Raw genomic sequence first — 16,844 nt, forward strand, 5'->3', positions numbered from 1 at the left:
TGGTGCGTCCTTCCAGACGCACAAAGGACGGCTTAGATCCGAGGTGGCCGTGACCGAAAGCCGCGACGGCGGCACCGCTGCCGGCGACGAGTCGAAGATGCGGCGTGTGCGACCGTCAGCCTGTAGAGTTGGGATCGGCTGGATCCACCCACGGGCGGCCCAACCGTGTCACCATCGCCGCGTACCCGACGGCACCTGCCGCCCAAAGGAAGATGCCAAGCTCTTTGACAGCGTCTTCGGCGATGTCGACCGCCGAACCCGGGCTAGGAAACAGCTCTCCCAGCTGGTCGATCGCTGCTGACATCGCGAGTAAGAAGCCTGCGGCCACAAATACGATCGAGCCGTCGAATGTCTTCCGTCGCAGCCGAAAGAACCAGAACAACCCGGCGACGGCGTAGGCAATCATCGTAACAATCTCTGGTATCGCGACAAACGGCAGCACGTCCTCATGGATCAACAACAGGTCATCGAGGCCCATGACCAAGGTAAGGCCGCCGAGAAACGTGCAATCCCATCGGTGCGTGAGCAGACCGGCAAACAGGGTCGCCGCGCCGGTGCCGATCCACAGTGAAGCACCTAGGGACGAAATCCACCCCGTATAGAAGCCGACATCCGCGGCTGCAGATGGATCTCGATAGAAGATTGTAGCGTCCAGACCAAGAGTTTGCGCGACGAACAGCGCGGCCAAGAGCATCACAACATTAATCGCCACGGCCGCAAGTATGACCAGGCGCCAGGACATTGTCCATTCGCTGCTATGTTTTGCGTTCAGCGCGTTTTTGTCTGGCATTGTGCCGAAGGCCATTCTGAGTACGACGGCCGATAGCTCCGCGGCGCCGAGAACCCCGCCAGCACTATGCCGGCCCACCATGATCGTGGCAACACACGGAACGGTTGCAGCGTCTCGCACATGACGAGGTCGTCGCGGTGCAGTTCCTGGCCAGCGCCAACCAACGCACCATGCCGCTCGAAATGTTCATCGGCTTGCGCGAAAAGCTCTCCCCGGCAATAGCGCCGCCGCCACGCTGATGATGGAGCTGTCGATAATCCTCCTGGTCGTCGCCAATCTTCTGGCTCGACGGAGCCGGCGGCGGCCTGGACCGACCATCTAATCCTGGCTTTCAAGCCGGGCGACATCGGCTTGTCCAACCTTCCTCAGGGACCAGCCATCGGCGTCCAGATCACGTCGTCGATCCTGAGCGCGCCGGTGGCGAGCATCACCAGCCGGTCGAAGCCTAGCGCCGCGCCGCTCGCCTGCGGCATGATGGCGAGCGCGGCGAGGAAATCCTCGTCGATCGGGTAGCGTTCGCCATAGACGCGCTGCTTCTCATCCATTTCGGCGGCAAAGCGCCGGCGCTGCTCGGCCGGATCGGTCAATTCGCCAAAGGCGTTGGCGAGCTCGACGCCGCAGCAATAGAGCTCGAAACGCTCGGCGGTGCGTGGATCGTCGGCGCTCGGCCGGGCCAATGCCGCCTCCGAGATCGGATATCCGAAAAGAATGGTAGCGCGCCCCTGCCCCAGCGCTGGCTCGATTTTTTCGACCATCACCCGGCTGAACAGGTCGGCCCAATTGTCGTCGGGCGCGGTCCGCAATCCGGCCTGGACCAGGGCGGCATGCAACCCCGCGCGGTCGGTGTTGCCATCGGCCGCAACCGTCGCCAGCAGATCGATGCCGGCATGGCGCATGAAGGCTTCGGCGACGCTCAACCGTTCCGGCCCGGCGAACGGATCGGCCTCACGGCCGCGGAAGCTAAAACGCTTCGCTGCGGCCCGTTCGGCCGCCAGCGCTACGAGCTCGGCGCAATCGCGCATCAGGCTCTCATAGGTCTCGCCGACGCGGTACCATTCGAGCATGGTGAACTCAGGATGGTGCAAGGGGCCGCGCTCGCGGTTGCGCCAGACAGCCCCGAGGCTGAAGATGCGCTCCTCGCCGGCGGCAAGCAGCTTCTTGCAGGCGAATTCCGGCGACGTGTGGAGGTAGAGCGGCTGGCGCTGCCCGTCCGGCCCGATCGCCTCGGTGGCAAAGGCCGACAGGTGCGCTTCATTGCCGGGCGAGACCTGCAGGGCCGATGTATCCACCTCGACGAAGTCGCGGCGGGCGAACCAGTCGCGCATCCCGGTGGCAATGGCATTGCGCAGGATCAGCCGCGGCCGGCGGTCGGCGTGGACATGCGGCGTCCACCACGGCGAGGCGGCGGTCATCGGCTTCAGGGGAATTGCACAGAGGGCTGGCGATTGCGGCCAAGATGCGCTAGGCCGCACGCAACGGCCTCTCCAGCCGATTTGCGCCAACAAATTTTATCAGGATGGAAACCCGTGAAGGTCATCGCCAGCTCCTTACGCAAAGGCAACGTCGTCGAAAAGGACGGCAAGCTTTATGTGATCCTCTTTGCCGAAAACATTCATCCTGGCAAGGGTACGCCGGTCACCCAGCTCGACATGCGGCGTATCTCCGACGGGGTAAAGGTTTCCGAGCGTTACCGCACCACCGAGCAGGTCGAGCGGGCCTATGTCGAGGAGCGCGAGCACACGTTCCTCTACCGTGACGGCGAAGGCTTTCACTTCATGAATCCGGAGACTTACGACCAGGTCGCGGTGCCGGAAAGCGTGGTCGGCGACATGGCGCCCTATCTGGTGGAAGGCATGCCGGTGCAGATCTCGCAATACAACAACATCGCCATCTCGCTGGTACTGCCGCAGCGCGCCACTTTCGAGGTGGTCGAGACCGAGCCGGTGACCAAGGGCCAGACGGCGTCCTCGTCCTACAAGCCGGCAACGCTGTCCAACGGCGTGCGTACCCTGGTGCCGCCACACATCAGCGCCGGCACCCGCGTGGTGGTGATGACCGCCGATGGCGCCTATGTCGAGCGCGCGAAAGATTAAGGCGCGAAGTCTGACACGCCTCGCCGAAGGCGTCGCGGCGGCCGGTCATCGTCTACCGCTTTGTGCCAGGGGCTTTCGAGCATTGGGACGCTGCACGCGGACCGAAGCGTCAACGCCCTGCCAGTTCTTTCCTATTGCACGACGCCAGCGGGCAATCTCTGAGCCTCGAGCAACGCCGACCGTCCCTTTCGCCAGGTGCCAGGTGGAATGCCGACGAACTTTTTGAAGGCGCGATTGAAGGCGGCTTCCGACTCGTAGCCGACCTCGGCACCCGCTTGCGCGATGCTCATTTCAGGGCGTTCGAGCAAGCGTCCTGCCAGTTGTAGACGCCAGCGAGCAAGATAGTGCATGGGCGAGACCTCGACATAGTGGGTAAAGCGGCTCGCAAACGCCGTGCGCGAGAGCCCTACTTCGCGGGCGAGCCGGTCCAATGTCCATTCCTCCCTGGGGCGAGCGTGGATGAGCCGGAGCGCCTCGCCGACATGTGGATCCCGTAGGCCTGACAGCCAGCCGCGCGAATCGTCGGGGAGGGTCTCGAGATGGCGGCGGATGATCTCGACAAACATCAGCTCGCTCAGCTTGGCGAGTATCGTCTCACAGCCCGCCCGCCCACTGCCACCTTCTGCCAGCGCCAGCCGAAAAAGGTCGATAACCCAGCTGCTTCCATCGGCGGGCTTGCGGGCGCACAGGATGGCCGGCAATGCGGCCAGGAGAGGATTGAAGGGACGTGCATCGCAGCCAAGATACCCGCAAATGAACCGGGTCCGCTCGACTCCGCCGCCACCATGGATCACCGCGAACGGCAGGCTCTCGTCAATCGGCCGATAATACATCGCCATATTGGGCTCGCCCCGTGCCCCGGGCGAGGAGCTCAAGACGTTCGGAACACCACCGGGGAAGACAACGACATCACCGGCGTTCACGAGCACCGGGGGCACCGAATCGTCTCCCAGCGCGGCCCAGCACGAGCCCGACATCACGGCATGAAAAGAAATGATGTGCTCTGCCTCCGGCATGATGGCGGCGGCAATGTCGGCCGTGCCCGGCGACTCGCCAACCCAGGGAGAGCTGGCGTCGACGTCGAAATAGATCGCCCCGGTGAGGCGAACGGCTCGGAGCACATCGGAAAGGACATCCATGCACTACACCTCCGGAAACGATCGGCTACTCCCTTTGACAACGAGTTTTTCCGCCAGGCATCTCGAACTATCCGGCAATATGGCCGCCCGAGCAACTATCCATCCGGTCTAATCCTACTCTGAACGATCGGGCAACAGAAATGGACGATGTGACATTTGCGGGAACAGCGGATGGGATTAGCGTTTCATCGGCCGGCCGACAGGTCCAATAACAGGGAGGAATGTCATGAACGATGAAGACATCACCAAATTCGCAGCAAGCCTGCGAGGCGAAGTCATCCGCGCCGGCGACGCCCGCTATGACGAGGCCCGCAAGCTCTACAACGGCATGATCGACAAGCGGCCGCTGATCATCGCCCGCTGTGTCGACGTCGCCGACGTAATCACAGCGGTGAATTTCGGCCGCGACAACAATTTGCTGGTTGCGGTACGTGGCGGCGGCCATAATGGACCAGGATTGGGGAGCTGCGACGACGGTCTGGTGATCGACCTGTCGGCGATGAACGGCGTGCGCGTCGATCCGGATGCCCGCACGGCGCGGGTAGGCCCGGGCTGCACTCAGGGCGACCTCGACCATGCCACCCATGCCTTTGGCCTGGCCGTACCGGCGGGCATCATCTCGACCACCGGGGTCGCCGGACTGACGCTGAGCGGCGGCCATGGCTATCTGACGCGCAAATATGGCCTGACCATCGATAATCTGGTCGAGGCCGATGTCGTGCTTGCCGACGGAAGCTTCGTCACCGCCAGCAAGGAACGGAACCCCAACCTGTTCTGGGCGCTTCGCGGCGGCGGCGGCAATTTCGGCATCGTTACCAGCTTTGTGTTCAGGCTCCACCGGGTCAGCATGGTCTTTGCGGGGCCGATCGCATGGGATCAGCGCCACGCCCGCACCATCATGCAGCATTATCGCGAGTTCCTGCCGAACGCGCCCGAAGAACTCGGGATCTTTCTCGGGCTCAAGACCGTCCTCTCAAGCGCACCCTTCCCGGAAGAGTTTTGGGGAAAGCGGATGTGTCTGCTGATGTGCTGCTACAACGGCCCGGAGGAAAAGGGCAGAGAGGCGCTGGCCCCGCTGCTCGATGCGCTGCCCGCGCCCTGGTTCAACTGGATGGGAACGATGCCCTATCCCGCGGTGCAGAGCATGTTCGATGGGCTCTACCCGAAGGGAATGCAGTGGTACTGGCGGGGCGATTTCGTCAAGACGCTGTCCGACGAGGCGATCGACGCCCATCTCGAGCAGGCGGCGAAGACGCCGAGCGAGCTATCGCTCATGCATCTCTACCCGATCGATGGTGCGGTCCATCGCGTCGGCAAAGACGAGACACCCTGGAATTACCGTGATGCGACCTGGTCGATGGTCATCGCCGGGATCGATCCGGACCCACAGAAAGCGGGGCCGGTGACGCGCTGGACCAAGGCCTACTGGGAGGCCGTACATCCGTTCGATCTGGGTGGCGCCTACCTGAACTTCATGATGGATGACGAGGGCGATGCAAGGCTCAAGGCGGCTTATGGCGACAACTATGAGCGCCTGGCTACGCTGAAGAAGAAATACGACCCTAACAACCTCTTCCGGGTGAACCAAAACATTCGACCGGCTGCTTGACGGCGGCTCTTGTCAGGCCGGCAAGCGTACCGGCCGGCCCAGCTAAGGCTCGGCCGGTACGATAGCTTGCCGGTCAGGACGCTCTGATCCAGACCAGCATCGCGCCGGAATCGTGGTGTCCCGGGCGAAATACGGCACGGGTGACTTTTGCTGCCTCGACCGCCGGTGATTTTTCAAACGCCTCTTTCCTGTCAACAGCCGACAGCGTGACGACGCCGCGGGGCACGTTCGAGAGCTGACTACATTTGAAACCAGGCCAGACGACCGCCGAATGGCGTCCAATGAGCCATGCCGGGCTGCTTTTCAGGCTACCCCGCGTTTCTGATCGTGGTGGGCCGCGTACTGTCCATGCACAAGTCCGGACCTGTTTGGCGACACCATCATTGACTGGATCGTTCGCACATGATCGACAAAATGACCCGGAAATGACCGAGATACAAAGCTTTCCTTCAGTTGTGCATCAATAAGCCGCGACAATTTTTTAGCAATCTTTAGGCAAATTCTCAGGTTTATCGACAAACAGCAGACAATTCGGCAGCAGACAATTCGGCACAACGGTCTTTACTGGATTTATGTGGATGGCAATGCATCCCTACTTGACACCGGGACAAGCTGAAGAGCTATGCTGAACATCGGTCGCAAGTTTGCGCGGAGGGAATCTGTTCATGGATTTCATCGAGAGTTGGTTTGGTATTTCCCCTGACGGCGGCGACGGATCGACCGAAGCTCTCTACATACTTGCCGTCGTCGCAATATTGGCGCTCGCATTCCACAAGCACATCGTGCAGTTCGCGCGCGGTTTCTTCGCGCGGAAATAGCCCGCGTGCCGTTCGAGCCCAGCTTTATTCGTCTGACCAGAGTACAAACGGCACTAGTCGTCTGACACGCCAATACACTGTTGCCGCGCGAATCCCGCTGTTATCAGAGCGTTGCCCTGCGTTAGCTTCAGAGGGGAAGTCGATGCGAGGAATAGCGGCAATCCTGCGAGCACTGTTCTCCGCCTGGATTCCGGCACTGATCGAGATGGCTCGCCGTTTCTGTCGCCGGTGGCGGCTAGGGGGCGACCGCCGGGTCGACCAGAAAGGGTCCCGGGCGCATTGCGTACCGATCGATCACCCTGCTTTCTGCCGGCCTGACCCGCTGATCTACGATCAGTATTACCTGATCGGCCTTGGTCTCGCGGTCACCTGGGATAATCCCGATATCGAGCTACGCCAGGGTGGTGTGCCCGTTCCCGCCGGCAGGTTGCAGGCGGATACCGACTACGAGGTGCGGGTTCGCGTCTGGAACGCCTCCCCGGATGCCGTCGTCGTCAAGATGCCGGTCCATCTGTCCTATCTGTCGTTTGGCATCGGAACCGTGTCGAATCCGATAGCCACCAGGCCGGTCTCGGTCGGGGTGATCGGATCCGCCAGCCAGCCTGGGTTCGTCTCCTTCGACTGGCATACGCCGCGGCAAGCAGGTCACTATTGCCTGCAAGCTTTGCTCGACCCGGCCGATGACGCCAACTTCGCCAACAATCTCGGGCAAGAAAATACCGATGTCGGACTGGCCCAGTCGCCAGCAACATTTCAATTCGAGTTGCGCAACGCTACCCGTCGGCCGCATCGGTACCGGTTCACCGTCGATGCCTACACAATTCCGCCGCTCGGCCCCTGTCGCGACGACCGGCAGCCAACGGAAGAGACCGCCAAGGCGGAGCAAAAGCACCGGTTGGCGGCACACTTGCCGTCAGCTCATCCCCTGCCGCCCGGCTGGAAGGTCGAGATTTCGCCTGACCTGCCGTCGCTGTCGCCGGGCGAACAGGTGACGATCACGGCGGTCGCTACGCCGCCGGACGGCTGGACCGGCCGGCAGGCCCTCAATCTGAATGCGTTTGACGAGGGTGACCGCGCCAGCGGCGGCGTCACCTTGACCGTCCTCAGCAGCTTGGAGCCGTGATGGCCACCGACGACAAATCCTGGACCAAGTGCACGACCGCCGACGAGGTGATTTCGGTCAACCAGTACATCAGCGCGGCGATTACCAGCGGCATATTCGCAGCCGTGATGGTCGTGGTGGTGGTCGCGATGGGCGAGCCGTGGTGCATACCGATCGCGCTGGTGGTGACTGAGATTGTGTGGATTCTCGCTTATTGCGACTGGTGGCTCAACAAACGGCTGGTTTGCCTGGGCGAGCCGGTGAGTATCGTCGGCATGGTCATCAGCATCGAGCCGCCGTCGGAAAAGACCTGGCCAGGAAGCCTGGACTCCGACTACAGCCTCAATTTGCTGCTGCCGAACAACCCGGTGGGCGTCTCCCAGGCCGTTGCCGCCGCCAGTGCCCCGTTCGGCTATCTGATGGCCGAAAACGCAATCACCTCCTCGCATGGCTTTCTGTTCACGGGGAACCCGGCGGAGGACAAGGTGACCGGAGTAAAGTCAGAGGCGCTGCATGTGGAGTTCGAAGGGGCATCGATCCATGACCTGCAGACCGTCAACATCCTCGCCCTAGCCGCGGCATTGATTGCGCTGGCGGTATGCATGTCGGGCGTCGGCGCGGTCGTCGCCTACGTATTGGCGCTTCTCGCCTTGCTCGCTTCGCTGCTCGGCGCGGCCTTCAGCAGTTCGGACACCGCCAGTCCGAGCGATGCCGGCCTGCCGAGCATCGAGACCAACAAGGGCGACGGAACCGGAGCGACAATCCTGGGGGTGACCGGCCGGTGGGTCTATGATGCCGGACACATCCACGACAGCTTTCATGAAGGCCACAACGAACTGCATCCGGTCCAGCAGGCCCAGATTCTGGGACGGCCATGGGACGGCGACTGGCCCGACGATATCGACGAAATCGTTCGGGGCTACCAGGACGGCTACGCGCAGTCTCAGGATCCGCTCACCAAGGCGCAACAGGCCCGGCCCGGCTCCCGGTGGTCGGTCCATCCCTATGTTGACGGCTGCAACGACACCGTCCGGCCAGATCAGCCTCCGCACTAAGCCAGTCGGGCTGTTGGACACGATAGTTCGAATCCCGATACCGCGCTGGTTTACTCGGCCCTTGAGAATCCTTCAGCCTTCGGCAACATGGCGGCGAGGCTGAGAGCATGAGGATGAGCAAGGTCATTTCCGCCGCATCACGGCGTTCGCCGCGCAAGACACCGATGGCGCTGACCGAGGCGCTGGTCGCCCGCACCTTGCGTGCGGTCGAGGATGCCGGGCCGACGCCGGGCATGGTCTACATGACCGATGCCGATTACGCGCGCATTCGCGACGAGGTGCTAGCCGGCGCGCCGGGCGGGCCGGTGAAGCTTTTCGCCTATGGCTCGCTTCTGTGGAAGCCGGCCGGCGAGGTCAGGGGTGGCGAACGGGCCGTGGCGACGGGCTGGCACCGTTCGTTCTGTTTTACGGTGCAGCGCTTCAGGGGCACCGTCGAGCAGCCCGGCCTGATGATGGCGCTCGACCGCGGCGGCCAATGTCAGGGCATGGTGTTCGAGGTCGCCGAGCCATTGGGGGCCAATCTCGAAACGCTGCTGCGACGTGAGATGACCATCCTGCCGGCCGTCAACGTGCCGCGCTGGCTGCAGGTCAGGACGGGCGACGGCACGGGCCAAGCGCTTGGTTTCGTTGTCGATCCCGCCAATCCGCGCTATGCCGGCAAGCTCGAAAAGCGAGCGATAGCGGCGACCCTGGCCACGGCCGTCGGCCATTGGGGTTCGGGCGCCGAATATCTGTTCGAGACCATTCGCCATCTCGACGCCTGCGGCATCCGCGACCGCAATCTCTGGCAGTTGCAGGAACTTGTGGCCGAGGAGATCGGTCGGGCGCTGCGGTCGGGCTTCATTCGTCCCTGAGCCAGACCAGCATCTCGTCAGGCTCCCAGGCGAAATCGATGTTGTGCAGGTCGACGAGATGTCCCGCGCGCTCGCCGATGGCAGTATCGAGCATCGTGTGTCCTTCCTTCGGTTCTATGCCAGTGTGTTCGCCCATGCGCCGACAAAGGGCGGCAGCATGATGCACGTCTGCTGCTCGACAGCCTCGTTGCGCAGCCGCTCGGCGAGGGTATCGACTTCCACCTCGGCGGCGGTTGCGGTACCGACTGCCTCGGCCATCGGCAACAGGCTGCGCAACGTGCCGGCAATGTAGTCGTAGATCGGCGAGTCGGGTCCGCTGCCGGCGAGGCCGGCGGAGTTCATCCGCGGCGCCGGCAGCCCTGCGCCGGCGAACACCATGGGCAGCCTGCCACCCATGTCGACCTCGAAACCCGCGCGCTCGATCGTGTCGATGATCCAGCCGCGGCATTTGCCGAACAGCGGCGCCTCTGGAAAACTGCGGGTGAGCGGCATCGCCATTTCCTGGACGGCGACGATGCCGCCAGGCCGCAGGAAACCGGCAAGCCTGCGCAGGGTTGCGGCCGGGTCGGGCAGATACATCAGGACAAGCCTGCCGATCACCGCATCGAAGCTCCCGTCGGGCGAGAATGTATCAAGCTCGGCCGTCGTGAAACGTGTCCAGTAACACTGGCCGGATTCAGTGGCGCGCCGCTCGGCAATGTCCACAGCCTCTGCCGAGCGATCGACACCAAGCACGCTTCCCGCCGGTCCGACCAGCCTTCCGGCCAGCAAGGAGACATCGCCTACGCCGCAGCCAATGTCGAGCACGCGCATACCGGGTCCTATGCCCGCACTGCGCAGGACATGCTCGGTAAGGTCGTGAATGAGCGCTCCCTGCAGCTCCAGGCGCTTGAATTCGCTTTGCGTGTAACCCAACGCATAGGGACGCGGATCCATGGGGCTCTGATCACGGCCGGTCTTCGGCGCATGTTCGGCAAGCAGATTGTACATGTTTGACTCCATGATCGATTTATCCGGGATTTGTGACCGCTGGGCAGCCTGATGACCGCCCGGGGCCCGACCGTCACGATCGGAGATCGGTGCTACAACGTGATTTCCGGAATCGGGAATTGCGTTACGACTGAAACAGGCGCCCGTGCCTGGCGTACCACGCAAGCGGAGAACCACCCTGCGCCCGGCGTTCGGACGCCACTATGATTTCGGCGCCCGCGGAACGAACACGATATGCGGCGTCTTCGGCGGACGACCGGGCGGCACATAGTCCGGAACCGGCGTATCGTCTGCCGGGAGCGAAAGCACATATCGGTGGATGGCGCGCAGGTCGGGCTCGCTCATGGCGCGCAGGTTGAACCATGGCATGGGCGGGCGCGTCTCGATCGTGCGCGCGAACTGTACCCAGTCGTCCTCGTCCATGGTCCGCAAAAATTGGCGAAGATTGGTCGGGTAAGTCGTACCCCAGGGCCCGTTGAAGCCGAGCGAGTCGCCGATCAGCCATCGATCCTGCGGAACGTTGCCGGCCTTCTCCAGGTACCCTGGCGTGTGGCAATCGTTGCAGCCGCCGATTTTCACCAGGTATCGACCGTGCTCGATCGAAGCGGTCGCGGACGCCGCGCCGACTTCACCCTGGTTGAGCGTTGCGGCGGTGAATGCTGCGGCCAGGCCAAGGGCGGCAATTGCGATGAGAGCTCTTCGTGTCATCAGCTTCTCCGCTGCTATTTGATGCCGACGATCATCGAGTGAGGCCCGGCGAGATGCTCGCAGCGGACCTCCGCAAAGCCCGCCTCCCGCATCCAGCCCATGCCGTCGGCGCGCGTGTAGTCGAACCCGCCATTGGTGTTGACCAGCATGTTGAGGCTCATCAGCAGACCCGCAGCGTTGTCCCGTCGCTCGTCATCGATGATCTGGTCGTAGACGATGAGCACGCCTTGCTTCGGCAGCGCGGAATGGGCCTTTGCCAGCAGCGCGCGCTTCACCTCCAGGTTCCAGTCGTGCAGGATATGACCCATCACCAGCACGTCGGCGGAAGGCAGCGGCTCGGCAAGGAAGTCGCCGGGATAAAACCGAAGCCGGTCTGCAAGTGCGTGCCGCTCCACATAGGCCTCGAACACCGGCCGCATCGGCGGCAGGTCGAAACCGCCGCCGGTGAGATGCGGATGGGCGCGGCCGACCTCGACCGGAAGCCTGCCTTCGGCTGTGCCGATATCGATGAAGGTACAATAGTCCGCCCAGGGAAAATGCCGGGCGAGCGCCTCCGCCACCTGGAGGCTGCCGCCGGTCATCGCCTGCGCGAACATCTTTACCTTGTCCGGGTCCGAAAACAGCATGTCGAACAGATCTTCGCCGTCCTGGGTGCCGTTTTGCGGTTTGCCCGTCCTGAGCGCGTCGGTGAGCGAGCCCCAGTTCGCGTAAAGCAGCTGACCGGCCCTGGCGAGCATCCCGCCAACATAGGTCGACTTGTTGCGGTCAAGGTAGCGGTCAGTCACGGGCGTGTTGCAGTAGACGTTGCCCTCGCGCTCAAGCATGCGCAGCGCAACCAGTGCGTCGAAGAAATCCTGCGCTCCCCGCTCATGCAGTCCGAGCCGGTTTCTCAGTGTTTCCCCTTCGAGGGGTCCGGCCGCCAACTCCGTGAAAAGGTCAAGTTCGACGGCGCTCAGCAACGTCTTCGATGCCCAGAAGCCGAGGCCGAGTTGCATAAGGCTTTCGGGCGACAGTTCTGCGACGTCATTCGCCTGTTTCGTTACCTCGGTGATGTTTGCGTCCATAAGATTTCTCCTTCCTCAAGAGACCATGACCTCCCAAAAAACCGGTTCCCGGTTTTTCGGGATCATGGTCTGGGCGCGGGAGGACCATCGACTGGCCCGGCTACGGGTCGATTTCAGCCAGGTGGGATTTTGGTTACGGTTGTAACGAAGAAACCCGGCCAGCCGTGATCAGCCTGAATGCAGATGGCGGGCAAGGCATTGTGCGACGGCGGCCGACAGCAGCGGCTTCTTGATGACTTCGCTTATGCCGGCCGCCGTCAGTTGGCGCGGCCGCAGCTGACGGCCGTAACCGGTCATCAGCACGACCGGAAGGTCGGGCCGGATCTTGTGCAACCGGCCGGAGAATTCGATCCCTGTCATGTCGGGCATGACCTCGTCCGTCAGCACCAGGTCGAAGCGTTCCGGATCGGTGCGGAATGCGCTGAGAGCCGCGGGGCTGCGGTCGAACCCGACCGGCTCGTAGCCGAGCGCGGCGAGCATTTCCTCCGCAAGTTGCATCAGCGGCGTGTCGTCGTCGACGACGAGGATCGTCTCGCCGTTGCCACGCTTGACCGGCACCTCGGCGGCGTCGCTCTCGTCCTCGTTCTGGGTTGCTTCGGCGGCCTCGATCTGCGGAAAATAGATCTCGAAGGTCGTGCCTTCGCCGGGCTTGCTGTTCACGTCGACCGCGCCTCTGTGCGCTATGACGATGCCGTGCACCGTCGACAGGCCGAGCCCGGTGCCTTGCCCTGCCGGCTTGGTCGTGAAGAACGGCTCGAAGATACGCTCGAGCGTCGCCTGATCCATGCCGCTGCCGGTGTCCCTGACGGCAAGGCGGAGATAGCGCCCGGCAGGCAGGTTGCCGTGCGATAGCATCCGCGCCTCGACGAATTCCGTCGTGTCGAGACCGATTTCCAATGCGCCGCGGTTGTTCATCGCCTGCGCCGCGTTGGTGCCGAGGTTCATCACCACCTGCTGAAGCTCGGTCGGATCGCCCATCATCGCCGCATCCGCGGCTGCAAGACGCGTCTGCACTGAAAGCGTGGCGGGGAACGAGGCGCGCAGCAGGTCGATCGCTTCGGCAACCACGGCTTCCGCCCGCAGCGCGTGATGCTGCCGCTCGTGACGACGGCCGAAGGCGAGGATCTGCTCGGTGACGTCCTGCGCCCGCCTGCCGGCCTGCATGATCTGCTGGACGTAGCGCCGCGCGCGCGACTCCTTCAGCAGCACCGCCAGCGCCATCTCGCTGTAACCAAGGACGGCACCGAGGATGTTGTTGAACTCGTGCGCTATGCCGCCGGCGAGCGTCCCGATCGCTTCCAGCCGTTGCGACTGATTGAGCCGCGCCTGCAGTGCCTCACGCTCGCGTTCGTTGTGCTCGCGCACGATGGCATTGGCGAAAATCTCGGCCGCGGTGCGCAGCAGTGCAATGTCGTCGTCGGCCCAATGCTTTTCGTGCGTGACGGTATCGAGAGCCAGAAAACCCAACCGCTCGCCGGCATGCCACATCGGTATGCACAGCCACGATCGAAACTGGTGCGCCTGCAGGGATGCCTTCTCCCGCCCCTCGGGAAGCTCGCCGACGCGGGGAACGTCGATGCAGCCCTGCCGCTCGTGGTCGGCCAGCGTCCAGCGTGAAGCCAGCTCGATCATGTCCTTCGACAGGCGGGCCGGCCTGCTCCCGCCCGGACGGCGATAGAAGTAGCCGCCGGAAGGATCGGCGATGTGGCTGACGAAAATCTGGGCGCCGTCGAGCCCGGCATGTTCGACCAGGCGCGCGAGGCCCTTGCTGATGCCGGCGCGGATGCGGTCACGCGGCAGATTGATGAACTGCGTGGAGATCGAGGCGATCAGGTCCTCGAATTCCAGCCGCTCGCGCAGGATCCGCGCGTTGCGGCGCAGGCGGGCGAACAGGTAGGCGACATAGCCGACGAGGCCCAACGCGGCGACATAAAGCAGCGTCTGGAACAGTTCGGCCCGCGCCGCGGCCCGCCCATGCGCACCGAGATAGACGTCCTGCAGCGCGCGAGCCCGCTCGCTCGTCGGCGCGGTCTGCAGGCGGGCGACGAGATCGTCGACCGCCGGAAGCCTGGTGACGATAAGCCGGCCGTGGGAGACGAGCGAGAGCACATCGCTTGCAGGCACGGCATCGACGGAGGGCCTTGCCAGCCGGTCGAGTGCGGCGGTTACTGCTTTTGCCGCATCCGGCTGGGGATCGCTGATAAACCGCGACATTGCGACCATCAGGGCTCCTATCTCGACCGCTCGAAGGCCGTCACCCTCGCTCGTGAGACGACCGCTCATATAGTTGAAAAAGTTCAGCGAGTTCTGCAGCAGCGCGTTATCGGACTTGAACCTCTCGACGAGCGCTTCCTCGTCGCGGATCGCGGCGATGACTTGGGCGATCAGCTTGTCGATATCCGCCCGTGTTTCGCCGCTTGCTACGTCGCGGGCAGCCGGCAGCGTCTGCGTCGCCTCATCCAGGTTCTCGATCGACCGCACAAGCGGATCGTAGCTGCGCAGCAGTCCCGCGCGTGCCCTTAAAACATCGCGTTGGAGTGCGGCGTTATAGAGGATGACGGTCCTGAGCGCATCGAGCGTGTGTTCGTGACGCGCCGCATCGGGAGCCGTGCCCTGCACCAGGAGGTAGGTCAAGGCGATGAGCAGGCAGGCAACGATCGGCGCCAGGATGCGTAGCGACTTCATTGCTGCAGACGATCGGCTGCGCTGGTCAACGGCCGGCCGCGATACTCGCCCGTCAGTGTCCCGAGGAATTCGACGATGAGATCGGCATCGCGCTGGTCGAGCTCCCGGCCGAGTTGGTTGCGCGCCATGATCTTCACCGCGTCTGCGAGCGATGCGGTGCGGCCATCGTGAAAATACGGCGCCGTCACCGCGACGTTGCGCAGGCTGGGAACGCGGAACACATGGCGGTCGCTCTCGGCGCCGGTAACGGCGAAGCGGCCGAGATCCGCCTTGGTCAGGGTCTTCTGGCGAGCGAAGGGATCCTGGAAGATGCCGAATTTCTGAAACAGATTGCCGCCTACGTTGGCGCCCTGGTGGCAGGCGACGCAGCCATACGCTTTGAACAGTTGATAGCCGTGCTCTTCGTCGGTCGTGATGGCTTCGCGTTCGCCCTTGAGATAGCGGTCGAAACGGGCATCGGGCGTGATCAGCGACCGTTGAAAGACAACAAGCGCGTCGAGCACGTTTGTCCGGTCGGGAATGGAGCCGTAGACCCTCGCGAACCGCTGCGAATACTCAGCATTCGAGCGCAGCTTGGTCAGCAATTCCTCCCAGCTCGTATTCATCAGCCTGTCATCGAGCAGGGCTGCCTCGTTCTGCTCCTCGAAAGTGCGGAAATTGCCGCGCCAGTTCAGCCGAAAATCGAGCGCCGCGTTGAAGACGGTCGGCGTGTTGAAATCGAGCGGCTTGCCATCCGCCGCCACGGAACGGGCCAGACCGTCGTCGCCGCTGAAATCGAGCCTGTGACAGGAACTGCAAGCGACGACATCGCCATGCGACAGGCGGGCATCGTTGAACAGGCTCTCGCCAAGCGCGATCTTCGCCCGGTCGGAGGGGCCGCTGGCCGTGATCGGTGCAATCGGCTCGCCCATCGGCGGGGCCGGCTGATTGCTCTGGGCCAACGCAAAAGGTGCCGCCATTGCCAGGCAAAGTGGAACAAAAAGCCCCGCCCGAACCTTACCAATCTGCTGATGTGCCATCGAGCGAGCCTGCGGCAGGGTGTGCGATCACGTAGATCATCGGCGTTCACCAAATCGCCGAAAATCGACGTTTAAATAAAGCAACGGCTCGGTCATGAGTTCCATGCTTGCGGACGGTGCGAGATGTCAGCCGAACAAAACATTCGCCACGAACAGCAGTCGAGAGGCAGTATCGAGCAGCCAGCGGCGCCGAAGCATATCCTTGTCGTCGACGACGACCCCGAAATTCGCGATATGCTCACCAATTACCTGGAGAGCCAAAACTTCAGGGTCAGCGCGGTCGCCGACAGCCAGGCCATGTCGCGCGTCCTCAATGAAAAGCCCGTAGACCTGATGATCCTCGACATGCGGCTTGCCGATGAGGACGGGTTCGACATCATGCGGCAACTCGGCAGTCCGCCGGAAGCGCCCATCATCATCATCACCGGCCACAGGTGCGACGAGGTGGATCGCGTCGTCGGCCTGGAACTCGGCGCCGACGACTACATCACCAAGCCCTTCGGCCTCAGGGAGCTGCTGGCGCGCATTCGCGCCGTGCTGCGGCGATCGCGGTCGACGCAGCCGCAGCCGCGCGGCAAGAAACCCATACGCTATCGTTTTGCCGGCTGGGAGCTCGACATGCGGATGCGGCGCCTGAGGTCGGCGGCGGGCGAGGCGACGCCGCTGACCGCCGGCGAGTTCAACCTGCTGGCAGCCTTCCTGAAATCGCCGCAGCAGATCCTGAGCCGCGAGCAGCTTCTCGCTGCCAGCCGCGTGCACGACGAAGAGGTGTTCGACCGCAGCATCGACGTGCAGATATTGCGGCTGCGCCGCAAGCTCGAGGTCAATCCGAGCGAGCCGAAGCTCATTGTTACGGAGCGTGGCGCCGGCTACATATTCGCGACTGCGGTCGAGGTACTTTGAGCCGCTGCCGCGCCC

The 16,844-nt window shown here is 63.2% G+C and carries 16 protein-coding genes; 8 read left to right on the plus strand and 8 right to left on the minus strand.

Going from position 1 to position 16,844, the window contains the following annotated elements:
* Window positions 1-115: 115 nt before the first annotated feature.
* Entirely contained in the window at window positions 116-805 is a 690-nt protein-coding gene (locus NKH93_RS18945; RefSeq protein WP_352685493.1) for a DUF8692 domain-containing protein, read from the minus strand.
* A gap of 89 nt (window positions 806-894) precedes the next feature.
* Here NKH93_RS18945 and NKH93_RS18950 point away from each other — a divergent pair, with 89 nt between their 5' ends.
* A complete protein-coding gene (locus NKH93_RS18950) occupies window positions 895-1,029 on the plus strand; it encodes a hypothetical protein (protein WP_352474393.1) in 135 nt (44 codons plus the stop codon).
* Window positions 1,030-1,155: 126 nt separating this feature from the next.
* Here NKH93_RS18950 and epmA read toward each other — a convergent pair whose 3' ends face one another.
* Window positions 1,156-2,202 carry an EF-P lysine aminoacylase EpmA gene (gene epmA, locus NKH93_RS18955; RefSeq protein WP_352971368.1) on the minus strand — a complete coding sequence of 349 codons (1,047 nt, stop codon included), beginning with the start codon at window positions 2,200-2,202 and terminating at the stop codon, window positions 1,156-1,158.
* A gap of 114 nt (window positions 2,203-2,316) precedes the next feature.
* Between epmA and efp the strand changes: the two genes are divergently transcribed.
* Complete coding sequence (efp, locus tag NKH93_RS18960) at window positions 2,317-2,883, plus strand: elongation factor P (RefSeq protein ID WP_023674374.1); 567 nt, start codon at window positions 2,317-2,319, stop codon at window positions 2,881-2,883.
* Window positions 2,884-3,014: 131 nt separating this feature from the next.
* On the opposite strand, the gene NKH93_RS18965 is transcribed toward efp, so the two are convergent.
* Window positions 3,015-4,022 (minus strand): AraC family transcriptional regulator, encoded by a 1,008-nt coding sequence (locus tag NKH93_RS18965; RefSeq protein ID WP_352922771.1) that lies wholly within the window; start codon window positions 4,020-4,022, stop codon window positions 3,015-3,017.
* A 226-nt stretch (window positions 4,023-4,248) separates the two neighbouring features.
* Here NKH93_RS18965 and NKH93_RS18970 point away from each other — a divergent pair, with 226 nt between their 5' ends.
* The 5 genes from NKH93_RS18970 to NKH93_RS18990 all read left to right on the plus strand — a co-directional run bounded on the left by NKH93_RS18970 (window position 4,249) and on the right by NKH93_RS18990 (window position 9,460).
* Entirely contained in the window at window positions 4,249-5,631 is a 1,383-nt protein-coding gene (locus NKH93_RS18970) for an FAD-binding oxidoreductase (protein WP_352541563.1), read from the plus strand.
* 665 nt (window positions 5,632-6,296) lie between these two features.
* Window positions 6,297-6,449, plus strand: coding sequence for a hypothetical protein (locus tag NKH93_RS18975; RefSeq protein ID WP_352474399.1), 153 nt, complete (start codon window positions 6,297-6,299; stop codon window positions 6,447-6,449).
* A gap of 142 nt (window positions 6,450-6,591) precedes the next feature.
* Window positions 6,592-7,572, plus strand: coding sequence for a hypothetical protein (locus tag NKH93_RS18980; RefSeq protein WP_352971372.1), 981 nt, complete (start codon window positions 6,592-6,594; stop codon window positions 7,570-7,572).
* Complete coding sequence (locus tag NKH93_RS18985) at window positions 7,572-8,606, plus strand: hypothetical protein (RefSeq protein ID WP_352922766.1); 1,035 nt, start codon at window positions 7,572-7,574, stop codon at window positions 8,604-8,606. Before NKH93_RS18980 ends, NKH93_RS18985 begins: the two co-directional genes overlap by 1 nt.
* Before the next feature lie 113 nt (window positions 8,607-8,719).
* Window positions 8,720-9,460 (plus strand): gamma-glutamylcyclotransferase, encoded by a 741-nt coding sequence (locus NKH93_RS18990; RefSeq protein WP_352971374.1) that lies wholly within the window; start codon window positions 8,720-8,722, stop codon window positions 9,458-9,460.
* Window positions 9,461-9,574: 114 nt separating this feature from the next.
* On the opposite strand, the gene NKH93_RS18995 is transcribed toward NKH93_RS18990, so the two are convergent.
* The 5 genes from NKH93_RS18995 to NKH93_RS19015 all read right to left on the minus strand — a co-directional run bounded on the left by NKH93_RS18995 (window position 9,575) and on the right by NKH93_RS19015 (window position 15,818).
* Window positions 9,575-10,462, minus strand: coding sequence for a class I SAM-dependent methyltransferase (locus NKH93_RS18995; RefSeq protein ID WP_352474404.1), 888 nt, complete (start codon window positions 10,460-10,462; stop codon window positions 9,575-9,577).
* Between the two features lie 189 nt (window positions 10,463-10,651).
* A complete protein-coding gene (locus NKH93_RS19000; RefSeq protein ID WP_352474406.1) occupies window positions 10,652-11,158 on the minus strand; it encodes a hypothetical protein in 507 nt (168 codons plus the stop codon).
* Window positions 11,159-11,172: 14 nt separating this feature from the next.
* The gene (locus NKH93_RS19005; RefSeq protein ID WP_352971376.1) at window positions 11,173-12,222 is read right to left on the minus strand and encodes a methyltransferase; all 1,050 of its coding nucleotides are present in this window, start codon (window positions 12,220-12,222) and stop codon (window positions 11,173-11,175) included.
* A gap of 168 nt (window positions 12,223-12,390) precedes the next feature.
* Window positions 12,391-14,907 carry a two-component system VirA-like sensor kinase gene (locus NKH93_RS19010; RefSeq protein WP_352971378.1) on the minus strand — a complete coding sequence of 839 codons (2,517 nt, stop codon included), beginning with the start codon at window positions 14,905-14,907 and terminating at the stop codon, window positions 12,391-12,393.
* Window positions 14,904-15,818 carry a cytochrome-c peroxidase gene (locus NKH93_RS19015; RefSeq protein ID WP_352926192.1) on the minus strand — a complete coding sequence of 305 codons (915 nt, stop codon included), beginning with the start codon at window positions 15,816-15,818 and terminating at the stop codon, window positions 14,904-14,906. Before NKH93_RS19015 ends, NKH93_RS19010 begins: the two co-directional genes overlap by 4 nt.
* 231 nt (window positions 15,819-16,049) lie before the next feature.
* Here NKH93_RS19015 and NKH93_RS19020 point away from each other — a divergent pair, with 231 nt between their 5' ends.
* Complete coding sequence (locus tag NKH93_RS19020; RefSeq protein WP_352926194.1) at window positions 16,050-16,829, plus strand: response regulator; 780 nt, start codon at window positions 16,050-16,052, stop codon at window positions 16,827-16,829.
* Window positions 16,830-16,844 lie beyond the last annotated feature (15 nt).

Source organism: Mesorhizobium sp. M0954 (genome assembly GCF_040319155.1).
Lineage (GTDB): Bacteria > Pseudomonadota > Alphaproteobacteria > Rhizobiales > Rhizobiaceae > Mesorhizobium.

Coding starts and splice junctions, on each gene's coding strand:
- NKH93_RS18945 (WP_352685493.1), bottom strand. CDS start 805: ATGGCCTTCGGCACAATGCCAGACAAAAACGCGCTGAACGCAAAACAT.
- NKH93_RS18980 (WP_352971372.1), top strand. CDS start 6,592: ATGCGAGGAATAGCGGCAATCCTGCGAGCACTGTTCTCCGCCTGGATT.
- NKH93_RS18995 (WP_352474404.1), bottom strand. CDS start 10,462: ATGGAGTCAAACATGTACAATCTGCTTGCCGAACATGCGCCGAAGACC.
- NKH93_RS19005 (WP_352971376.1), bottom strand. CDS start 12,222: ATGGACGCAAACATCACCGAGGTAACGAAACAGGCGAATGACGTCGCA.
- NKH93_RS18985 (WP_352922766.1), top strand. CDS start 7,572: ATGGCCACCGACGACAAATCCTGGACCAAGTGCACGACCGCCGACGAG.
- NKH93_RS19010 (WP_352971378.1), bottom strand. CDS start 14,907: ATGAAGTCGCTACGCATCCTGGCGCCGATCGTTGCCTGCCTGCTCATC.
- NKH93_RS18990 (WP_352971374.1), top strand. CDS start 8,720: ATGAGCAAGGTCATTTCCGCCGCATCACGGCGTTCGCCGCGCAAGACA.
- NKH93_RS19020 (WP_352926194.1), top strand. CDS start 16,050: ATGTCAGCCGAACAAAACATTCGCCACGAACAGCAGTCGAGAGGCAGT.
- NKH93_RS18965 (WP_352922771.1), bottom strand. CDS start 4,022: ATGGATGTCCTTTCCGATGTGCTCCGAGCCGTTCGCCTCACCGGGGCG.
- NKH93_RS19000 (WP_352474406.1), bottom strand. CDS start 11,158: ATGACACGAAGAGCTCTCATCGCAATTGCCGCCCTTGGCCTGGCCGCA.
- NKH93_RS18975 (WP_352474399.1), top strand. CDS start 6,297: ATGGATTTCATCGAGAGTTGGTTTGGTATTTCCCCTGACGGCGGCGAC.
- NKH93_RS19015 (WP_352926192.1), bottom strand. CDS start 15,818: ATGGGCGAGCCGATTGCACCGATCACGGCCAGCGGCCCCTCCGACCGG.
- NKH93_RS18970 (WP_352541563.1), top strand. CDS start 4,249: ATGAACGATGAAGACATCACCAAATTCGCAGCAAGCCTGCGAGGCGAA.
- epmA (WP_352971368.1), bottom strand. CDS start 2,202: ATGACCGCCGCCTCGCCGTGGTGGACGCCGCATGTCCACGCCGACCGC.